General features: G+C 68.4%; 18 protein-coding genes and 2 pseudogenes. 16 read left to right on the top strand and 4 right to left on the bottom strand.

Annotated features, from left to right (window positions below; all coding sequences use genetic code 11):
* Positions 1-41: 41 nt before the first annotated feature.
* Positions 42-1,055, top strand: a pseudogene (locus DL990_RS40040) (acyltransferase family protein); the annotation flags it as partial.
* Positions 1,056-1,181: 126 nt separating this feature from the next.
* On the opposite strand, the gene DL990_RS40035 reads toward DL990_RS40040, so the two are convergent.
* On the bottom strand, positions 1,182-2,630 hold the full coding sequence (locus DL990_RS40035; protein WP_125782869.1) for a DHA2 family efflux MFS transporter permease subunit: 1,449 nt from the start codon (positions 2,628-2,630) through the stop codon (positions 1,182-1,184).
* A 209-nt stretch (positions 2,631-2,839) separates the two neighbouring features.
* Here DL990_RS40035 and DL990_RS40030 point away from each other — a divergent pair, with 209 nt between their 5' ends.
* Positions 2,840-3,691 carry a maleylpyruvate isomerase N-terminal domain-containing protein gene (locus DL990_RS40030; RefSeq protein WP_370451416.1) on the top strand — a complete coding sequence of 284 codons (852 nt, stop codon included), beginning with the start codon at positions 2,840-2,842 and terminating at the stop codon, positions 3,689-3,691.
* Positions 3,692-3,710: 19 nt separating this feature from the next.
* Here DL990_RS40030 and DL990_RS40025 read toward each other — a convergent pair.
* Positions 3,711-4,088 (bottom strand): annotated as a pseudogene (locus DL990_RS40025) (winged helix-turn-helix transcriptional regulator); the annotation flags it as partial.
* A gap of 94 nt (positions 4,089-4,182) precedes the next feature.
* Between DL990_RS40025 and DL990_RS40020 the strand changes: the two are divergent.
* The gene (locus tag DL990_RS40020; protein WP_125782871.1) at positions 4,183-4,590 is read left to right on the top strand and encodes a RidA family protein; all 408 of its coding nucleotides are present in this window, start codon (positions 4,183-4,185) and stop codon (positions 4,588-4,590) included.
* Positions 4,591-4,593: 3 nt separating this feature from the next.
* On the opposite strand, the gene DL990_RS40015 is transcribed toward DL990_RS40020, so the two are convergent.
* Both DL990_RS40015 and DL990_RS40010 read right to left on the bottom strand, forming a co-directional pair.
* The gene (locus DL990_RS40015; RefSeq protein WP_125782873.1) at positions 4,594-5,073 is read right to left on the bottom strand and encodes a cupin domain-containing protein; all 480 of its coding nucleotides are present in this window, start codon (positions 5,071-5,073) and stop codon (positions 4,594-4,596) included.
* Between the two features lie 139 nt (positions 5,074-5,212).
* Positions 5,213-5,644 (bottom strand): VOC family protein, encoded by a 432-nt coding sequence (locus DL990_RS40010; protein ID WP_125782875.1) that lies wholly within the window; start codon positions 5,642-5,644, stop codon positions 5,213-5,215.
* 104 nt (positions 5,645-5,748) lie between these two features.
* On the opposite strand from DL990_RS40010, the gene DL990_RS40005 reads away from it, so the two are divergent.
* The 13 genes from DL990_RS40005 (at position 5,749) to DL990_RS39945 (ending at position 20,663) form a co-directional block, all read left to right on the top strand.
* On the top strand, positions 5,749-6,405 hold the full coding sequence (locus DL990_RS40005) for a GntR family transcriptional regulator (RefSeq protein WP_125801779.1): 657 nt from the start codon (positions 5,749-5,751) through the stop codon (positions 6,403-6,405).
* A 2-nt stretch (positions 6,406-6,407) separates the two neighbouring features.
* Complete coding sequence (locus DL990_RS40000; protein WP_233620709.1) at positions 6,408-6,914, top strand: hypothetical protein; 507 nt, start codon at positions 6,408-6,410, stop codon at positions 6,912-6,914.
* Positions 6,915-7,057: 143 nt separating this feature from the next.
* Positions 7,058-8,371: a sugar ABC transporter substrate-binding protein gene (locus tag DL990_RS39995; RefSeq protein ID WP_125782879.1), complete on the top strand. Its 1,314-nt coding sequence runs from the start codon at positions 7,058-7,060 to the stop codon at positions 8,369-8,371.
* The gene (locus DL990_RS39990; RefSeq protein ID WP_125782881.1) at positions 8,371-9,327 is read left to right on the top strand and encodes a carbohydrate ABC transporter permease; all 957 of its coding nucleotides are present in this window, start codon (positions 8,371-8,373) and stop codon (positions 9,325-9,327) included. The genes DL990_RS39995 and DL990_RS39990 overlap by 1 nt, the downstream gene beginning before the upstream one ends.
* A complete protein-coding gene (locus DL990_RS39985; protein ID WP_125782883.1) occupies positions 9,320-10,159 on the top strand; it encodes a carbohydrate ABC transporter permease in 840 nt (279 codons plus the stop codon). The genes DL990_RS39990 and DL990_RS39985 overlap by 8 nt, the downstream gene beginning before the upstream one ends.
* Positions 10,160-10,191: 32 nt before the next feature.
* A complete protein-coding gene (locus tag DL990_RS39980) occupies positions 10,192-11,529 on the top strand; it encodes a GH1 family beta-glucosidase (protein ID WP_125801778.1) in 1,338 nt (445 codons plus the stop codon).
* A gap of 338 nt (positions 11,530-11,867) precedes the next feature.
* A complete protein-coding gene (locus DL990_RS39975) occupies positions 11,868-13,343 on the top strand; it encodes an amidohydrolase family protein (RefSeq protein ID WP_125782887.1) in 1,476 nt (491 codons plus the stop codon).
* Positions 13,340-14,482, top strand: coding sequence for a M20 family metallopeptidase (locus DL990_RS39970; RefSeq protein ID WP_125801777.1), 1,143 nt, complete (start codon positions 13,340-13,342; stop codon positions 14,480-14,482). Before DL990_RS39975 ends, DL990_RS39970 begins: the two co-directional genes overlap by 4 nt.
* 31 nt (positions 14,483-14,513) lie before the next feature.
* Positions 14,514-15,398: a GNAT family N-acetyltransferase gene (locus tag DL990_RS39965; protein WP_125782891.1), complete on the top strand. Its 885-nt coding sequence runs from the start codon at positions 14,514-14,516 to the stop codon at positions 15,396-15,398.
* Positions 15,395-16,501 (top strand): o-succinylbenzoate synthase, encoded by a 1,107-nt coding sequence (gene menC, locus DL990_RS39960; RefSeq protein ID WP_125801776.1) that lies wholly within the window; start codon positions 15,395-15,397, stop codon positions 16,499-16,501. The genes DL990_RS39965 and menC overlap by 4 nt, the downstream gene beginning before the upstream one ends.
* Positions 16,502-16,577: 76 nt before the next feature.
* Positions 16,578-18,248, top strand: a complete 1,671-nt coding sequence (locus DL990_RS39955; RefSeq protein ID WP_125801775.1) for a CdaR family transcriptional regulator — start codon at positions 16,578-16,580, stop codon at positions 18,246-18,248.
* 141 nt (positions 18,249-18,389) lie between these two features.
* The gene (locus tag DL990_RS39950) at positions 18,390-19,658 is read left to right on the top strand and encodes an MFS transporter (RefSeq protein ID WP_125782897.1); all 1,269 of its coding nucleotides are present in this window, start codon (positions 18,390-18,392) and stop codon (positions 19,656-19,658) included.
* 93 nt (positions 19,659-19,751) lie between these two features.
* Entirely contained in the window at positions 19,752-20,663 is a 912-nt protein-coding gene (locus DL990_RS39945; RefSeq protein ID WP_125782899.1) for a serine hydrolase, read from the top strand.
* Positions 20,664-20,668: the final 5 nt, after the last annotated feature.

Below are 20,668 nucleotides of genomic sequence, written 5' to 3'. Positions count from 1 at the left end.
CTTAAGGTCCGGTTCAGCGTCCGAGCCCGAACCTTCGGGTCATGTTCGCTTCCTCGCGTCACCCCTGGTGGCGGCCGCTCGGCCACGCCGACTACCTGGCCTCGTCGTGGTTCCCCGGCCTCACCGGCGTGCGCGCGCTCGCCGCCGTGGCCGTCGTGTTCTTCCACTACGGCGGTCCCGTCGTCGACCGCCTGCAGGGCTGGATCGCCGTGCAGCTGTTTTTCGTGCTGTCCGGTTTCCTCATCACGACACTGGCATTGAGGGAGGAAGACCGTGACGGGCGGATCTCGCTGCGCGGGTTCTTCGTTCGCCGGGTCTTCCGGATCATGCCGGTGTACTTCCTGCTCCTGGCGCTGACCACGCTCGCGGTGGTGCTCGGCGGCACGTATCAGAGCAGCAGGCTCGCCGACGCCATGCCGTACTACCTCCTCTTCGGCAACGAACTCGTCGACTACAACACGCCCTACCCGACGTCGTGGTCGCTGGGGGTGGAGGAGAAGTTCTACCTCGTGTGGCCCGCGCTGCTGGTGCTCACGTCGTTCGCGCGGAGCGTGAAGACGGCGCTGCGCCTGCTGCTGGGCGCGTCGGCAGTCCTCGGTGTGGTGCTGTTCGCGCTTCCGCTGGCGCCGTCACACACCTGGGCGAGCCTTTCGGTGCACTACTGCTCGCTGGTCATCGGCTGTCTGCTGGCGATGACACTCCACCATCCGCGCGGGTTCGCCCTGTTCCGGCCGCTGACCAGGCCGGCCGTCGCCACGGCGATCGGGTGCGGATTCGTCGTCCTGCAGTTCTCCGTCGGCCCGCTGGCGAACGTACTCGGCGGACACTGGCAGTTCGTGGTCCCGGTCTACGCGGCGGGCTCGGCCTTGCTGCTCGTGGCCGTCGTTTCCCCTGGTCCGGTCCGGAAACTGCTTTCGAGCAGGCCGATGACCTACGTCGGCGATCGTTCCTACGCGCTCTACCTCGCCCAGACGGGCGCGGCAGGGGTCACGGGCTGGCTGTTGCCCAGCGGGCTCGCCAAGGCCGCGGCGACCACCGGTGTCGCGTTGCTGTTCGCGTGCGCGCTGCGCCGCTGGGTCGAACAGCCCGCCATCGCCTACGGCCGGAAAGTGGCCGAACGCCGCGCGCCCGCCGTGCCTCCGGTGGAGGCCTCGGCGGGCGCGAAGGGAACGAGTCCGGCGTCAGTGGTGCGCGGCCACCGCGGTGGCCCCGGCGCTCTTCTTGACGAACAGCGAACCGACGAACGCGGCCAGTCCGACACAACCGGCGACCATGAACGTGATGCGGATGCCCCCGGCGTCGGGGCTGGCCGCCCCGGCCGTGGTCGTGCTCGCCGTGGCCACCGCGATGAACATGGCGGTGCCGAGCGCGCCGGCAAGCTGCTGAAGGGTGGCGAGGATCGCGCTGCCGTGTGAATAGAGGTGCTCGGGCAGCGAACCGAGGGATTCGGTCATCAGCGGCGTCATCATGAGGCCGAGCCCGCCCATCAGGAGGACATGGATGGCGATGACCGCGACCAGTGGCGACCCCGGGCCGAGCAGGGCGAACAGCCACAGCGAGACCGCCATCGCGGCGGCGCCAGGGATGACCAGGGGCCGGGGGCCGAAGCGGTCGTACAGCGCGCCGACCGGGCGGCCGAGCAGCCCGAGGGCCAGGCCGCCGGGAAGCACCGCGAGCCCGCTGACGAACGTGCTGGTGTGCAGGACGGTCTGCAGGTACAGCGGCAGCAGGATCGCCGCGGCGCCGAGCAGGCACATGAACAGCAGCGCCGTCAGTACCAGCGCGACGACGAAACTGCGGTGGGTGAACGGGCGCAGGTCCAGCAGCGCGCGATCTTCCTTCTGCAGGCGCAACTGGCGCCAGGTGAACACCACGAGTGCCACGGCGCCGACGGCGATCGGCACCCACGGCGGCACCGGCTGATGCCCGCCCGCGGACTCACCGGACACCGACAGGCCGTACAGGACACCACCGAAACCGATGGCGGACAGGATCACCGACAGCACGTCCAGCGGCACCTTGCGGGTGTCGCTCTCCAACCTCAGCTGCAGCATGCCGACCACCAGGGCGGCGATCGAGAGCGGCAGCACGATCCAGAACATCCAGCGCCAGCCGAGCGAGGAGAGGACGGCACCGCCGATGGTCGGGCCGATGGCAGGGGCGACCGCGATGACGATCGTGATCGTGCCCATCGTGGCGCCGCGTTTCTCCACCGGCACCAGGCGCATCACCGTGGTCATCAGCAGCGGCAGCATCACCGCGGTACCGCAGGCCTGGATGACCCGGCCGGTCAGCAGGAGCGCGAAGCCCGGGGCGAGCGCGCTGACCAGCGTGCCGGTGCTGAACAGGGTCAGCGACGCGAGGTACACCTGGCGCGGGGTGAACCGTTCGAGCAGGAACCCGGTGGTCGGGATGACGACCGCCATGGTGAGCAGGAAGCCGCTCGTCAGCCACTGGACGGTGGTGGTCGGGACCTTGAGGTCGACGGTCAGGTCACGCAGCGCGACGCTCAGGATGGTCTCGTTGAGGATCATCACGAACGCGGACAGGACCAGGACCCCGATCAGGAGCCCGGCTTTCGCCGGTGCCCTTTCCTGGTCGTGGGCGGTTTCGGGCAGGGTCTCGGTCATCAGTGAAGGGCTCCTGGGAGGGCACAAGTCCGCGTTGGCCGCCTTCGGCGACGGCAATGGCAACAGCGAAGGCGAGGCTGATCTGCCGTCCAGTCTGCCTGGGCCGGTCGGTGCGTGTCACGTCGATTTCCGTAGTGAGTACGGTCACTGCGCCCGAAGACAGCACGAGAGCGGAAGAATTCGCCGTCCCACCAGGATAAAATCGGCCCGTGACCACAGCGATCACGGCGGATCGATGGCAGGCGGTGCGGCGCGCCTACCGGGTGACAGGGGCGCGTTTCGCGGAACTGGTGGCCCGCGTCCCGGATCCGGACGCGATGGTCACCGCGGACTGGACGGCGGCCGACACGGTGGCCCACGTCGCGATGATCGCGAAGATGTACACGTCACTGGCACGCCCGGACAGCACGCCGTTCTTGGACCCCCGCGGCCAGAGCCAGGTCGAAAAGACCACTGTGGACACCGTTTCCGTGCTGAACACTTTGGTGTTACGGGATTTTCCCGAACGTGACATCGGCGTGCTGGTGACGGGACTGCTCGCTGACATCGACGAGGTACTGCGGGTGACCGAGGACGCCGATCCGGCGACCCCGCTGGACTGGCTCGGCGATTCGAAGGTGCCGCTCGCGGGAGTCCTCGCGCACCTGGTCAACGAACTGCACATCCACGGCTGGGACATCGCCAAGGCACTGAAGCTGCCGTGGACGATGCCACCGGGTGACGCGGCGCTGTTCTTCGACCTCTTCATGGTGGGTGTGCTGACCCACGACACCGGTCACCTTCTCGACACCGGCGAACCGCCGAGGGAAAGACGGATCGCCGTGGCGTTCCGGTCGGCGTACACGTCCCCGGTCGTACTGGTGCTGCATCGGGGGCGGGTCACGGTGGAGCGGCCCGGAGGGCCGGTCGACGTGCGGATCTCGTTCGACCCGCCGACGCTGAACCTGATGCTGTTCCACCGGGTCGGCAAGGCGCGTGCCGCGCTGACGCGCAAGATCGTCGTCAGCGGTCCGCGACCGTGGCTGTTGCCTGCGTTCCTGCGGGTGGTTCGGTTGCCGTAGGGCCTGTCGGGTCGACAGGCGCGTCGAACCGGCGTCGTGAGTCTTCGATGTGGCCGAGGAACCGGTGGGTCCAGTCGCACATCCCGTCGACCGTCGCGCGCAGGCCGCGCCCGGCCTCGGTGAGGGTGTAGTCGACGCGCGGCGGGACGGTCGGATGCACCACCCGCTCGATCAGGCCGTTACGCTCCAGCATGCGCAGGTTCTGGGTGAGCATCTTGTGGCTGATGCCCTCGATGTCGTTCCGCAGTTCGGTGAACCGCCGGGTGCGTTCGCCGACCGTCTCGATGATCAGGAGCGCCCACTTGTTGGCGACGTCGGAGAAGATCTCCCGCGCCAGCGAGTCCGCCCGCATCAGGTCCGCGTCGTCCGCTGTGCCGCTGAGCTGCTTGGTCACCATGAGGTTCCCCAGTCACGAAAAAGTGCGTTCTTCCAGGTCGCTGCACACTCTCCTACAGTTCCTGGGTAACCACAAGTGACCAAGAGGAGTACTGATGAGCATCACCCTGGTGAATCCCGCGGGACTGCCGGAGATCCCCGCCTACCGGCAGGTGTCGATCGCGACCGGGTCGAAGCTGGTCTTCATCGCGGGGCAGGTTTCGTGGGACGCCGACGGTGCCGTTGTCGGCGAAGGTGACCTCGCCGCTCAAGTCGAACAGTGCTACCTGAACATCGGTACCGCTCTCGCCGCGGCCGGCGCCACCTTCGACGACGTCGCGAAAATGACCGTCTACGTCGTCGACTGGACGCCGGACAAACTCGCGCTGTTCCTCGAAGGTGTGGACAGGGCCGCCGCCAAACTGGGCGGCACCCCTGTCCCGCCGGGAACACTGATCGGCGTCGCGGCCCTCGACGTGCCCGAGCACCTCGTCGAGGTCGAGGCGACCGCGGTCATCGACTGACGCTCACCGGTCGCGCGCGGCACGCCAGATCGGGCTGTCGACGTAGTGGTTGTCGTACTGCTTCGAGGACGCGGCGATCTCCGAAGGGTCGGCCTCGCCACGCGCGACCCGGTCGAGGAGCCGGTAGTAGTCGAAGCGGGCCATGCCCGGCGTGAAGGTCACCAGAACGTCGGCGTCCGAGCCGTCGGCGGGCCCGAACGCGTGCGGCACCTTGGGCGGAACGGCGAGGAAGTCGCCCTTTTCCAGCGTGTGCAGGGTTTCCTCGACAAGGACCTGGAGTTTTCCTTCGAGCACGAAGAAGAACTCGGTCGCGCGAGTGTGGAAGTGGGCCGGGGTGCCGAAGACGCCGTCCTTCAAGGTCGCACGGTTCGCGGTGAAGCCTCCATCGGTGGTGGCCGAATCGGCCAGCAGCGTGATCTCGCTGCCCGGCGCGTCGCTGACGATCTCGGCGTCGGCGGCCCGGAGGAGGATGGGGTCGAACATGGTGGCGTCTCCTTGGTTTTCCCTGTTCAGCAGGCTCGCTGACAGGAACAGCTTCTCGCGGTGCCGGGCCTTGATCAACGCGGGAAGCCGACCCGATCGATAATATCGAGGTTATCGATCGGGTCGTGCTCGTGACCGCTCAGGCGGCGAAGACCTGCGAATCGTCGGCGAACGCCTTGAATTCCAGGGCGTTGCCCGCCGGGTCCAGCAGGAACATCGTCCACTGTTCCCCGGTCTGGCCCTCGAATCGCACGTAGGGCTCGATGACGAACGAGGTGTTCGCCGCGCGCAACCGGTCCGCCAATTTCCGGAATTCCGGCACGGTGAGGATCAGGCCGAAGTGGGGGACGGGCACGTCGTGACCGTCGACGGGGTTGTGGATCTGCCGCGGTCGCTCCGGGGCGAGGTGCGTGACGAACTGGTGGCCGTGGAGGTTCCAGTCGATCCAGGTGTCGGAGCTGCGGCCCTGTTCGAGCCCGAGGACATCGCCGTAGAAGGTGCGCGCGGCGGCGAGGTCGTCGACAGGCATGGCGAGATGGAAGCGCGGGATGGGGGAGTCGAGGACGGTCATACCCAGGGGATCCTTTCCGGCGGACGAACACTTGTCGTAATGTTAACATTAGGACAAAGTGCGGCGAGCCGCTACGATCGGCCGTTCCGGTGGGAGGGATGAGGATGAGCGAACCCGGCAGGGTGGTGCCGGCGCGTCGCCGCGGGCTGGCGGACGAGGTGGCCGACAGGGTCCGGGACGCCATCTTCGGCGGCGCCTATCCGCCTGGGGCGCAATTGCGCGAGGTCGAACTTTCGGCGGCGCTCGGCGTCAGCCGCGGTCCGGTGCGCGAAGCGCTGCTCAAACTCGAGCGGGAGGGGCTGGTCCGCAGCGAATGGCATCGCGGCGCGATCGTCACCACGCTGTCCGACGTGGACGTCGCCGAACTCGACAGCCTGCGGTCGGCGCTGGAGCAGTTGGCGGTCCAGCTGGTCGTCGCGAAGGCGTCGGACGCGGACCTGGCCACGATCGACGAGGTCGTCGAGCGGATGGACCGGGCGCGTGACGAGCACGAGATGGTCCGCTGCGACATCGACTTCCACGACAAGGTCTACGCGGCGTCCGGACATCGGCGGCTCATCGAGGCGTGGCAGGCCATCCGGTCGCAGGTGTACCTGTTCCTGCTGACCCGGATCGGCGTGAGCTCCGACGGCTACCTCGCGAGCATCCCGGCCGAGCACCGTCGGCTGGCGTCGGCTCTTCGTGCCCGCGACGGTGAGAAGGCGCTCGAACTGTTCGCCGTCCATCGAGGCGAGGCCTTCGACGTGCTGACGGGGAAGTGACCGTGCTCAACGTTCGCCTGAACGACCTGGCAGTGGAGGCGCTCGGCCCCTTGCCCGTCGCGATACGGCCCGACCGGTTGGCGCCGGGGCTGCGGGAGATGCTCGCCGGCGGCGTGGTTCTGACCGGTGAAGTGCTCGGTTTCGGGGCTGAACGGCCGCCGGGAACCCAGTCCGACCTGACCGGCTGGGAATGGTCCTTCAACAGTTTCCATCTCGAAGACCATCTGCCGGTCGAGGTGGGACGCCTGCCGGACGGCGAGCCGGTGATCTCCGAGGCGGATCAGGTCCTGATGTTGCGCCACGGCGTCGGGTTCGCGCTCGAAATCGCCAGGACGGCGCCGGTCCCGGTGCGGTGCGTCGTCAGTGCCGGCAGTACGAACGGGACGTGCGGGTTCCACCGGGCCCGGCCGGGAGAGAAAGTGCTCAACGAGGATCTCGACGGCTATCGTTTCGAGAAGATGATCACCGTCGATCGCGGCCCCGCGACCCTGGGTGGAACCCCCTGGTGAACGATACGGTGCCGAGGCGGACGAAATGGCGTTCAAGGTCTTGACGGCAAGGTTGGCCAAGGCTTAACTCAAGCCCTGAAATAAGACGTGTCCCGGGTCACAGGCTCCGGACGCGGCTTGGCCACTCACCCCGAGGACCATCGATGCGAATCGGAAAGATCGCTCCCGCGCTCGTCCTGGCGCTGGCGGCCGCCGCCACGACGGCATGCGGCGGCGGCGACACGTCGTCCAGTGCTCCCAAGGAGCTCGTGTACTGGGCGTCCAACCAGGGCACCAGTCTCGACAACGACAAGGCAGTCCTGCGGCCCGAACTCGACAAGTTCGAGAAGGCCTCCGGGATCAAGGTCAAGCTCGAGGTCGTCCCGTGGACGGATCTGCTCAACCGGATCCTCGCCGCCACCACCTCCGGCAAGGGACCGGACGTGCTCAACATCGGCAACACCTGGTCGGCCTCGTTGCAGGCGACCGGGGCGTTCCTGCCGTTCGACGACGCCGCGCTGGAGAAGGTCGGCGGCAAGGCGCGGTTCCTCGGCCCGTCGCTGGCGGCCACCGGGGCGAGCGGTCAACCGCCGGTCGGCGTACCGCTCTACGGCCAGGCGTACGGCCTGTATTACAACAAGAAGCTCTTCGCCGAGGCCGGGATCACCAAGCCGCCCGCCACCTGGGAGGAACTCGTCGAGGACGGCAAGAAGCTCACCAAACCCGACAAGGGGCAGTGGGGGCTCTCGCTCCAGGCGGGTCAGGTCACCGAGAACAGCCACCATGCGGCGATCCTCGGCGCCCAGCAGGGCGCCCAGTTCTTCACCCCGGAGGGCAAACCTCAGTTGGCTTCGGATCCGTCGGTCGCGGCGGTGCGGCAGTTCGTCGACCTGATGCAGAAGGACAAGATCGTCAATCCGGCCAACGCCGAGTACGCCGACACCGCCAAATCCCTCAAGGATCTGTCGGACGGCAAAGCCGCGATGTTCATGAACCAGGCCTCCGCGGGTTCGTTCAAGAACATCGGGATGGACATGGCGAACCTCGGTGTAGCGCCGATCCCGCTGCCCGCCGCCGCGCCGCCGAACGGCCGGAAAGTGACCAGCTTCGTCGCGGGCATCAACATGGCGGTCTTCAAGAACACCAAGAATCCGGACGCCGCGCTGGACTTCGTGAAGTTCATGGTCTCGGCGGAGGAACAGGCGTTGCTCAACAAGACCTACGGTTCGCTGCCGACCGTCCAGGACGCTTACGGCGACGCGGCCTTCCAGACCGAGGACGTCAAGGTCTTCCAGAACGTGCTCGCGAATTCGGCCGAGCCGATGCCACAGGTTCCGCAGGAGTCCCAGTTCGAGACCCTGATCGGCACCGCGATGAAGGCGATGTTCGCCGACGTCGCCGCGGGAAAGCCGGTGGACGGAGCCAAGATCCGGGACCAGCTGAACCAGGCGGACCAGCAGATCGCGGCCGGTAGTTGATGCCGACCGCTCTCGACAACGCCCCGGCCGTGAAGGCGGCCGGGGCGCCCGGGCCCCATCGCGTCCGGCGCAAACGGCGCCGGGTCGCGCTGCCGTATCTGCTCCTGCTGCCCGCGATCCTGCTCGAACTGCTCGTCCACGTGATCCCGATGATCGCCGGGCTCGTGATGAGCTTCTTCAAACTGACGCAGTTCTCCATCAGGGACTTCTCGTCCGCCCCGGCGGCGGGACTGGACAACTACAAGTTCGTCCTCGACTTCAACTCCGCGGCGGGGAAGTCGCTGCTCGGTTCGTTCTGGATCAGCGTCCTCTACACCGTCCTCTCGGTCGGGTTCTGCTGGCTCTTCGGCACCTCGGCCGCCGTGCTGATGCAGAAGAACTTCCGCGGACGTGGCTTGCTCCGGACGCTGTTCCTGGTGCCGTACGCGCTGCCGATGTACGCCGCCGTGATCACCTGGTCGTTCATGTTCCAGAAGGACACCGGCCTGGTGAACGACCTGCTGGGCACGGATTCGTTCTGGCTCATCGGGGACAACAGCTTCTGGTCGCTGGTGGTGGTGTCGGTCTGGCGGAACTGGCCGTTCGCCTTCCTGATCGTGATGGCCGGGCTGCAGAACATCCCCGGCGAACTGTACGAAGCGGCGGCCATCGACGGCGCGGGCTGGTGGCGCCAGTTCCAGTCGATCACCCAGCCGATGCTGCGGCCGGTCAACCAGGTGCTCCTGCTGGTGTTGTTCCTGTGGACCTTCAACGACTTCAACACGCCGTATGTCCTTTTCGGAGCGTCCGCACCGAAGGAGGCGTCGCTGATCTCGATCCACATCTACCAGAGTTCCTTCGTGACCTGGAACTTCGGCCTCGGCTCGGCGATGTCGGTGCTGTTGCTGCTGTTCCTGCTGATCGTCAGCACCGTCTACTTGGGACTGACCGCGCGGAGGAGGAACGCCGTTGTCTGAGCCTCGCTGGGTCCCTTGGGCCCGCCGATTCGTCCTCGGCTTCCTCGCCTTGTTCACCCTCGTTCCGTTGTACGCGATGGTTTCGTCGTCGCTGAAACCGCTCGGGGACGTGCAAGGCAAGTGGGAGTGGCTTCCGACGACGTTGACCATCCAGCCGTTCTTCGACATCTGGGAGACCATCCCGCTCGCCGAGTACTTCGTGAACAGCCTGATCATCTCCGGATCGGCGGCGATCCTCTCGGTGGTGATCGCGATCTTCGCGGCCTACGCGTTGAGCCGTTTCCGGTTCCGGGGCAAGAACTTCTTCAAGATGACCGTGCTCTCCACGCAGATGTTCCCCGGCATCCTGTTCTTGCTGCCGCTGTTCCTCATCTTCGTCAACATCGGCAACACCACCGGCATCGTCCTGTACGGCTCGCGCCTCGGACTGATCATCACCTACCTGACCTTCTCGCTGCCGTTCGCCATCTGGATGCTCGCCGGCTACATCGACTCGATCCCCAAAGAGCTCGACGAGGCCGCGATGGTCGACGGCACCGGGCCGCTCGGCGCGCTGATCCGGGTGGTCATCCCCGCGGCGATGCCAGGCATCGTGGCGGTGGGGATCTACTCGTTCATGACGGCTTGGGGCGAGGTCCTGTTCGCGTCGGTGATGACCGACTCGGGCACCCGGACCCTCGCCGTCGGACTCCAGGAGTACTCCACCCAGGTCCAGGTGTACTGGAACCAGGTCATGGCCGCGTCCCTGATCGTCTCCGTCCCGGTCGTCGCCGGATTCCTGCTGCTCCAGCGTTATCTCGTCGCCGGGCTCACCGCCGGTGCCGTGAAATGACCCGCCCGTCGCTCCGTACAGAGAGGTCCGCCTTGAATCTGCACCTGCCCGCCGATTTCCTGTGGGGTGCGGCCACCGCCGCGTACCAGGTCGAGGGCGCCGTCGACGCCGACGGCCGCCTCCCGTCCATCTGGGACGACTTCGTCCGGGTCCCGGGTGCCGTCCTGAACGGCGACACCGCCGACGTCGCGTGCGATCACTACCGGCGCTGGCCGGAGGATCTCGCGATCATGAAGGGACTGGGCCTGGACGCGTATCGCTTCTCGGTCGCTTGGCCTCGGGTGATCCCCACCGGCCGGGGCGAGGTCAACGCGCTCGGCCTCGACCATTACGACCGACTGGTCGACGCGTTGCTGGAAGCCGGGATCCGGCCGTTCGTCACGCTGTTCCACTGGGATCTGCCCTCGGCGTTGCAGTCGGACGGCGGCTGGCCCGAACGCGACACGGCGTACGCCTACGCGGATTACGCGGCGGTCGTGGCGGCTCGGCTGGGTGACCGGGTGAAGGACTGGAACACCGTCAACGAGCCGCTGTGCTCGGCCTGGCTCGGCTACCTCGAAGGCCGGTTCGCCCCCGGGATCAAGGATCTCGAACAGGCGATCCACGCGTCGCACCATCTTCTGCTCGCGCACGGTCTCGGGGTGCAGGCGATCACCGCGAACGCCGCCCTGCCCGCCAACGTAGGCCTGGTGGTAAACCTCAGCGGGATCGAGCCCGCGTCGGAGTCCACCGCGGACGTCGAGGCGGCGGCGCGGATGGACGGGCACGTCAACCGCTGGTGGCTCGACCCCTCGAACGGGCGTGGCTACCCGGCGGACATGATCGAGGTCTACGGCGTCGAACCGCCCGTGCTCGGGGACGACCTCGAGGTGATCTCGGCCCCGGTCGGTTTCCACGGGCTGAACTACTACTTCCGCCAGATCGTCGAGGACGACCCGGACGGTCCGGCGCCCCGCGCGCGGCAGGTGCCGGTCGAAGGAGCCGCCACGACCGCGATGGGCTGGGAGATCCACGGGCAGGGCCTCGCGGATCTGATCCACCGGCTCGCCAACGAGTACGGCGCCCGCGCCATCTACGTCACCGAGAGCGGGGCCGCCTTCGACGACAAGGTCGCCGAGGACGGTTCGATCGACGACGCCGACCGCATCGCCTACCTGGAAGAACATCTCGGGGCCGTGGCGGGCGCGGGCGAAGCGGGCGCGCCGGTGAAGGGGTACTTCGCCTGGTCGTTGCTCGACAACTTCGAATGGGACAGCGGGCTGAGCAAACGGTTCGGGCTCGTCCGGGTCGACTACGACACCCAGGTCCGCACGGTCAAGGCGAGCGGCCATCGGTACGCGGAGATCATCGCCGAACACCGGAACCGCTAGCCGGGCCGGTCCTGGCGGACACGCAAAGGCGATCTCGCGTGACTGGGGGCGAACGTCAGGACCGCTACCGAGCCGAAGGTTGCGTGTCGGTGGCTCGTAAGGTGCGCCCGATGCGGCATCGGAGGCGTTGACTGTCCCCAATGCCACATTGGGCGCACCCTGGGCCACCGACCGCTCGGTGCCGCCTGGAATACCGTCCGCCTCGCAGCGCAGGGATCACTCGTCGGGGTTCGTGCGCGCGGATGGACCGAGGGGGCCGGATTCGTCGCGCGGTACGAACGGACGTCCGCCGAAACCTCCTAGGGTCGCCATGAAGAGGCGATCCTAGGAGGCGAAGCATGCGGACAGTCTTGCGTGGCGGTCGTGTCATCGACCCGGCGACGGGCTTCGACGGCACGGCGGACGTGCTGGTGACGGACGGGGTGGTCACCGCCGTGGGGCAGGGCCTGCCTTCGGAAGCGGGCGACACGGAGATCGACGTCACCGGGCTCGTCGTCGGACCGGGTTTCATCGACCTGCACAGCCACGTGCACACCATCGCGGGCCAGCGGCTCCAGGCGATGGACGGCGTGACGACCGCGCTCGACCTCGAAGCCGGGCTGATGCCGATCGAGCGGGCCTACGCCGAGGCCGCCGCGGCGGGACGTCCGCTGCACTACGGGTTCTCCGCGTCCTGGGGTGCGGCGCGGGCGCAGGTACTGGCCGGGATCGAACCGGACGCGAATATCGACAGCGGGCTGGCGGTGCTCGGAAACCCGGCCTGGCAACGGACCTCGTCACCGAAGGAACTGGCGGCCTGGCTGTCCCTTGTGGACGGTGAGCTGGCCGCGGGTGCGCTCGGCGTCGGCGTGCTCCTCGGTTACGCGCCCGACACCGACCCCGCCGAGTTCCTCGCGCTGGCCCGCCTGGCCAAGGAGGCGGGCGCACCGACGTACACCCACGTCCGTGAACTGGTCGAGGTGAACCCGGCGACGCCGATCGACGGTTCGGCGGAGATCGCGATCGTCGCGGCCGAGACCGGGGCCGCGATGCACCACTGTCACGTGAACAGCACTTCCGGCCACCAGATCGAGCGCGTGCTCGCGGCGCTCGAAGCGGGCCGTGCGGCCGGCTCGCGGGTGACCGTCGAGGCCTATCCGTACGGGGCGGGCAGCACCGGGATCGGTGCGGCGTTCCTCTCGCCCGAACGGTTGAAGATGAAGGGGCTGTCCCCGTCCAGCGTGATCATGCTGGAGTCGGGGGAGCGCATCGCCGACGAGGGCCGCCTGCTCCAGGTTCGCGCCGAAGACCCTGGCGCGCCGTGCATCCTCGAGTTCCTCGACGAGAGCAGCGTGCACGACCTCGACCTGCTGCGTCAGGCGCTCGCGTTCCCCGACGCCATCGTCGCCAGCGACGCGCTGCCCGTGTACTGGAAGAACGGAACCAGCGAGAGCACCGAATGGCCGTTGCCGCCCGGTGGCGCGACGCATCCGCGCACGTCCGGGACGTACGCGAAGACGCTGCGTTTGATGGTGCGGGAAAGCAAGGCCTGGACCTGGCTGGAGGCGTTCCGGCGCTGCTCCTATCTGCCGGCGCGCGTGCTCGACGAGGTCGCCCCCGGAGCACTGACCAAGGGCAGGCTCGACGTGGGCGCCGACGCGGACATCGTCGTGATCGACCCGAACACCGTCACCGACGCGGCGACCTACTTCGACTCGACCAGGCCGTCGGTCGGCGTCCGGCACCTGTTCGTCTCGGGGGTCCCGGTCGTCACCGACGGGAACCTGCGCACGGACGCCTTCCCCGGCAAGCCGCTGCGCGGTGAGCCGCGATGAGCGACCTGCTCGCCGACATCGAAACCCTGGTCCGCTGCGAGTCGCCGTCCTCGGATCACGAGGCGGTGGCCCGCAGCGCCGAGGTGGTGGCCGGACTGGGCCGACGGCTACTCGGCGCGGAACCGGAGTGGATCGTCGTGGACGGCGTCACCCATCTGCGCTGGCGTTTCGGCGACGGGCCGACCCGGGTCCTCTTGCTCGGTCACCACGACACGGTGTGGCCGCACGGTTCGCTGGAGACGCATCCGTTTTCCATCCGGGACGGCGTGTTGCGCGGCCCCGGATGCTTCGACATGAAGGCGGGCGTGGTGATGGCGCTGCACGCCGCCGCGACCGTGCCCGACCGCGACGGACTGTCCATTCTGGTCACGGGCGACGAGGAGATCGGCTCGCCGTCGTCCCGCGCGCTGATCGAGGAGACCGCGGCGGGTTGCGACGCGGCGTTCGTACTGGAGGCTTCGGCCGACGGCGGCGCGTTGAAGTGCCGCCGGAAAGGCGTTTCCCACTATCGGGTCGAGGTGACGGGCCGGGCCGCGCACGCCGGGCTCGAACCGGAGAAGGGGATCAACGCGGGAATCGAGATCTCCCACCAGATCCTCGCGGTGGCCGCCCTCTCCGACCCCGGATCGGGGACCAGCGTGACACCCACCGTCGTCTCGGCGGGAACGACCGTCAACACCGTTCCCGCCGCCGCGAGTGTGGCCGTCGACGTCCGCGTGTGGAACGAGGCCGAGCAACTCCGCGTCGACAGGGCCATGCGGGACCTCCGTCCGGTACTGGAGAACGCCGTGGTCGGGGTGACCGGCGGGATCAACCGACCGCCGCTCGAAGCGGGTTCGTCGGCGGGATTGTTCGCGCTGGCACGGGAACTGGCGGACGATCTCGGTCTCGGGGAACTGAATTCCGCGTCGGTCGGCGGCGCCTCGGACGGCAACTACACCGCGGGGATGGGCGTCCCCACCCTGGACGGCCTCGGCGCCGTCGGCGGCGGGGCACACGCGGATCACGAACACGTCGTCGTCGCGGAGCTGCCGCGGCGCACCGCTTTGCTGGCCGCGCTCGTGGAAAACGTGCTCGCGAAGCGGGGTCCGTCCGGTGCGACGAATCCCGCGGGTGAATCTGGTACGGCACGACGGTGACTCCATCGCCGAGCCGGGAAAGGATCGTCCCGTGACGAATCTTGCGACGAACGCGGAAAGCCTGGTCACCCGGGAGGTGCGCGACGAAGCCGTCGCGGCCGCGCGGGCCGCGGCCGCGGCTTCGGGCGTCGAAATCCGCGAACTCACCGAAATCGCCGATCTGGCCGCGGTGGTCGGTCTCTTCGAGTCGATCTGGCAGACCGCGCCCGGCGCCCGGCCGGTGAGCACGGAGTTGCTGCGGGCGATGTCCTCGGCCGGGAACTACGTCGCGGGCGCTTTCGAACACGGCGAACTGCTGGGGGCCTGTTTCGGTTTCTTCGGGAATCCCGGGAAGGCGAGTCTGCACAGCCACATCGCCGGAGTCGCCAAGGCGGGCGCCGGCCGGGGGATCGGGCACGCGCTCAAACTGCACCAGCGCGGCTGGGCGTTGCTCCAGGACGTCTCGGTGATCACCTGGACCTTCGACCCGCTGGTGCGGCGCAACGCCTACTTCAACCTGGGGAAGCTCGGCGCGCGTCCGATCGGGTACCTGCCCGACTTCTACGGTCCGATGGAGGACAGCATCAACGGTTCGGGCGACACCGACCGGTTGATGGTCGGCTGGGAGCTGGCGAGCCCGGCGGTCCGCGCCGCCACTTTCGGTGAGCCGGTCCTGATCGACGCGGAAGCGCTGGGAGCGACGAAGGCACTGTCGGTCGGCTCCGACGGCGGTCCGAGCATCGGCTCCATCGACGCGCCGACCGTCCTCGTCGCCGTCCCGTCCGATATCGAACGGTTGCGCCGCACCGATCCCGGTCGCGGCAACGCGTGGCGTGTCGCCCTGCGCGAAGTCCTCGGTGGACTGATGGCGGACAACGCCGAGGTCGCCGGTTTCGATCGTGCCGGCTGGTACGTGATCTCGAAGGAGCAGTCGTGAAACTCAGCGGTGTGGAACTACGCCGGGTCCGGATGCCGCTCGTGGCCCCGTTCCGGACGTCGTTCGGAACGCAGGCCGAACGGGAACTGCTGCTCGTCCGCGCGGTGACCCCGGCGGGTGAGGGCTGGGGCGAATGTGTGGCGATGGAGGCGCCGCTCTACTCGTCGGAGTACAACGACGCCGCCGAGCACGTGCTGCGCAATCACCTGATCCCCGCCCTGCTGGCCGCCGAGGACGTGACCGCGTACAAGGTGACGCCGTTGCTGGCGAAGGTCAAGGGCCACCGGATGGCGAAGGGGGCGCTGGAGATGGCGGTCCTCGACGCCGAACTCCGTGCGCACGACCGGTCGTTCGCGGCCGAACTGGGGTCCACTCGCGACTCCGTGGCCTGTGGGGTCTCGGTCGGGATCATGGACTCGATCCCGCAGCTGCTCGACGTCGTCGGCGGCTACCTCGACGAGGGCTACGTCCGGATCAAGCTCAAGATCGAACCCGGCTGGGACGTCGAACCGGTCCGCCGGGTGCGGGAACGCTTCGGTGACGACGTGCTGCTGCAGGTCGACGCGAACACCGCGTACACCCTGGGCGACGCGCCCCTGCTCGCCCGGCTCGACCCGTTCGACCTGCTGCTGATCGAGCAGCCGCTCGAAGAAGAGGACGTGCTCGGCCACGCCGAGCTGGCGAAACGCATCCGGACCCCGATCTGCCTCGACGAGTCGATCGTCTCCGCCAGGGCGGCGGCGGACGCGATCAAGCTCGGCGCCTGCCAGATCGTCAACATCAAACCGGGCCGCGTCGGCGGCTACCTCGAAGCCCGCCGTGTGCACGACGTGTGCGCGGCGCACGGGATCGCGGTGTGGTGCGGCGGGATGATCGAGACCGGCCTCGGGCGGGCGGCCAACGTCGCGCTGGCCTCGCTGCCCGGCTTCACGCTGCCGGGTGACACCTCGGCGTCCGGCCGGTTCTACCGCACCGACATCACCGAGCCGTTCGTGCTCGAGGCCGGGCAGCTGCCGGTGCCGACCGGTCCTGGCCTCGGCGTGACTCCGATTCCCGAGCTGCTGGATGAGGTCACCGTGGAGAAAGCGTGGATCGGTTCGTAGCGTTCTACGAATTCCGGGGTTAGATTTGGTCGGCTCGGACCAATCGGTTCGGTGAGACCGGGTTTAACTTCGGGGGGTGCTGACACCGGTGCCCAGCAAGCCGCATACGAGTTTGGGGCGCGTCCTCGAAGACCTCGGGGACGTGCTCCTGGAGCCGGTCGCGGTCGGCCGGACCACCCGCAGGCACCTCGGCGGGGTGGTCATCCACGATCCGCACGACGAATCCGACATCCCTGGCGGAGCCGTCGTGCTCGGCGTCGGGGTGCGGGAGCAGGACGAGGTCGTCCGCCTTTTGCACGACGTGGGTGCGAGGGGTGCGGCGGCGCTCGTCGTCCGGTCTCCCGTCACCCCGGCGCCGGAACTCCGGCGTGCCGCGGAGTCGTCCGGCGTCGCCCTGCTCGGGCTGGCGCGCGGCGCGTCCTGGGCCCAGCTCGCCGCCATGCTCAGGACCTTGCTCGCCGAAGAGGACGTCGGCGAGGTATCGCCGCAGACGCTCGGCGGAATGCCGTCGGGCGATCTGTTCGCACTGGCCAACGCGATCGCCGCGCTCATCGACGCGCCGGTGACCATCGAGGATCGCAACAACCGGATCCTCGCCTTCTCCGGACGCCAGGACGAGGCGGACCCGTCCCGGGTGGAAACGATCCTCGGCAGGCAGGTGCCGGAGCGGTTCGCCCGCAACCTGGAACGGGACGGCATCTTCGAGAAGCTGTACCGCGACCAGGCGCCCGTGTACGTCGACCCGGAACGCTATGACGCCCACGAGATCGTGATCCCCCGCGTGGCGCTCGCCGTCCGCGCGGGTGACGAGGTGCTCGGGTCGATCTGGGCGGCGGTGCGGGAACCGCTCAGTGACGAGCGGACCCAGGCGCTGATCGACGCCGCGAAGCTCGTCGCGTTGCACATGCTCCGGCTGCGCGCGGGTGCCGACGTCGAACGGCGGCTGCGCGCGGATCTGGTGAGCACGGCACTCGAAGGCGGCGCCGGGGCTCCGGAGGCCATTGCCCGGCTGGGCTTGCTCGGCCAGCCGTCGATCGTGCTCGCCATGGGCCTGCTCGGTTCGCCCGCGCTCGAGGACGATCTCCGTCTGGTCGCGGACCGCCAGCGGGTCGCCGACGCACTGGCCATGCACCTGAGCGCCGTCCAGCCCCGCTCGGCCGTCGCGCTCGTCGGCGACGTCGCCTACGGCATCGTGCCGATGCCCGGCGGCCACTCCGACTGTCAGGAACGTTCGGTGCGGGTCGCCTCGACGTTCCTGGAACGCACCGGACGACGCGCGGCGGCCGCGATCGGCATCGGGCCGCTCGCGCTCGACGCCTCCGGACTCCACGCCTCCCGTGACGGCGCCGACCGGGCGTTGCGCGTGCTGCTGACCAACGGTGGAGCCAAACGCGTCGCGACCGCCGACGACGTCCACGTCGACGCGCTCATGCTGGATCTGGCCGACCTCGCCGCGGCCAGGGGAGACGTCGCGACAGGACCTGTCGCGCGCTTGCTCGCCTACGACGCCCAGCACCAGTCACAACTGGTGCACACCCTGCGTTGCTGGCTGGACGCCTTCGGGGACATCGGCGCCGCGTCCGCCTCGGCCTACGTCCATCCGAACACCTTCCGCTACCGGTTACGCCGGCTCGCCGAAGTCGGCGAGATCGACCTCGACGACGCGGGGGAGCGGTTCGCCGCGATGCTGCAACTGCGGCTGCTGCCCCACGACGCGAGGACCGGGCCGCCCGGCATCGAAGACTGACGTTGGTCTGACCGCCCCGAAACGACGGCCGATGTTCGTGTGATCGCACGAACTCCGCCCGCCGGACGCGTTTCAGAATGAGTGATCGGCGCCACGCTCGCGCCGTTCTCCTTCTCTCCCAAAGTTTCCCGCGGAGGCGCCATGACGGCAGTGGTCAACGAGGACACCTGGACAGCGCGGCGGATCAACCGGACGGCGCTCATCACCATGGTGGTGATGGTGTTCGCCTGGGCGGTCGACTACATCGACCGCTTCTCGATCGGGATGGCGCTGCCGATGATCGGCGCCGAATTCGAGCTCAGCAAGACCGAACAGGGCTGGCTCGTCACCGTGTTCGCGCTCGTCTACATGGTCTGCCAGATCCCGGCGGGATTCCTCGCCGACCGGTACGGCTCGCGGGGGCCGATGCTGGTCACGCTGTTGCTCTGGTCGGCGTTCACCGCGATGACCGGGATGGCGGGCACCTTCGGAATGCTGCTCGTCGTCCGCGGCCTTTTCGGTGTGTGCCAAGGGCTTTTCCCGGCGGCCTCGTTCAAGGCGATCGCCGAACGGACCACCCCCGGCAACCGCGCGACGGTGACCGGCGTGATGTTGTCCGCCGGCGGGATCGGCGCCGGGCTGGCGCCGCTGATCGTCGGCCCGCTGCTGATGGCGATCGGCTGGCGGCACACGTTCTTCTGGATGGCGGGGATCGGCGCGATCATCGGGGTGATCGTGTGGACGATGCTGCCCAAGGCACTGCCCGAGGCACTGAGCAGCCTTCCGCGCGACGAGGTGAAAACCCCCGAGGTATCCCGCAAACAGGTGCTGAAGTCGCCGGTGATCTGGAAGTTCACCCTGCTGTTCTGCGTCACCAACATGCTCAACTACGGGATGATCACCTGGGTGCCCAGCTACCTGCTGGAGTCGAGGGGTCTGTCGCTGAGCCAGACCGGGGTTCTGGCCGCGATCCCGATGCTGGTCAGCATCGGGACGACCATCCTCGGCGGCTGGCTGTTCGACCGGTACTTCCACGATCACGGCCGCTGGTACCTCGGTTCGATCGCGCTGGTGACCGTGGTGCTGCTGACCTTGATGGTGAACGCGGACAGCACGGCGGAGTTCACCGTCTACGAGACGCTCGCCCTCGCCGTCTTCGGCATGGCGACGATGGCCGTCTTCGGCCTACCGCTGCGGGTGCTCCCCACCGCGGTCACCGGGATCGGCATGGGAGTGATGAACTTCGGCGGCCAGGTGGCAGGCGCGGTCGCGCCGGTGGCGATGGGCTGGCTCGCCGACACCTTCTCCTACACCGCCGCGTTCGGTTTCCTCATCGGCACCACCTTCCTCACCGCCGTGATGGCGTTCTGGGTGCCGCAGAACCCGGGGCAGTTCTCGTTCGCACCGGCGAGTCCCAGCTCGGCGTCGTGAGTGGCGATTCGGGTTCTAACCCGAATCGCCACTCACGACCACCTGTACCGAACCCCAACGTGGCCCTCTCCCTCCAAAGTAGACAGGAGCCCCATGCCCACCGCGTCCGAAGTCATCGAAACGATCAACGACCGCGCGAAGGAGGTCGGTGTCCGGGTCCGGCTGCACGCGGCCGAAGTCGACGGCACCCGGCGGATCGGCGTCGATGAGCACACCCCCGTCGTGACGGCGTCGGTCTTCAAGGTCCCGATCGCCCTGGAGCTGGCGAGGCAGGCCGCCGAGGGCGGGCTCGACCTCGGTGAGCGGATCGCCGTCCCGCCGGGGCATCCGACTCCGAGCCCGTACGGCCTGGCCACCTTCCGGCACGAGATCACGATGTCGTGGTACGACCTCGCGATCCTGATGATCGGGATCAGCGACAACGTCGCGACCGACCTGATCCTCGACCGGGTCGGGAAGGAATCGACGGAAAAGTCGTTGCGGCGACTCGGTTTCGAGCAGACCACCGTGCCGCAGGACTGCGGGGAGGTGCTCGGCGGTATCGGGGAGGATCTCGGGATCTCCTACGAGGACGACGAAAGGCTGCTGGCGGATCTCCCGATGGAGCGGATCGCCGCGTTGCGCGCCCTGCGCCCGGAGCACACCTGCGCCACGACCGCCGAAGAGATCACCCGGCTGCTCGCGCTGATCTGGCGGGACGAGGCGGCCGCGCCGGTCGCGTGCGCGGACGTCCGGCGCTGGATGGAACTCCAGGTGTGGCCGCACCGGCTGCGGTCCGGGTTCCCGGACGACGGGATCCGCGTCAGCGGCAAGACCGGGACCCTGCCCTCGGTGCGCAACGAGGTCGGCGTGGTCGAGTACCCGGATGGCGGCCGTTACGCGGTAGGGATTTTCACCGAAGCGGTCGACGGGCGGTCGAGGGTGCCGGAGCGGGACGCGTTCATCGGGTTCGCCGCCGCGCAGGCCGTCGAATGGCTCAGGCTTCCCGAGGCCGGGAGCGAATGATTCGT

It is taken from the genome of Amycolatopsis sp. WAC 01416, from assembly GCF_003947485.1.
Classification (GTDB): domain Bacteria; phylum Actinomycetota; class Actinomycetes; order Mycobacteriales; family Pseudonocardiaceae; genus Amycolatopsis.
Note: the sequence above shows the minus strand (reverse complement) of the source record. Positions and strands in the feature narration are given on the sequence as shown.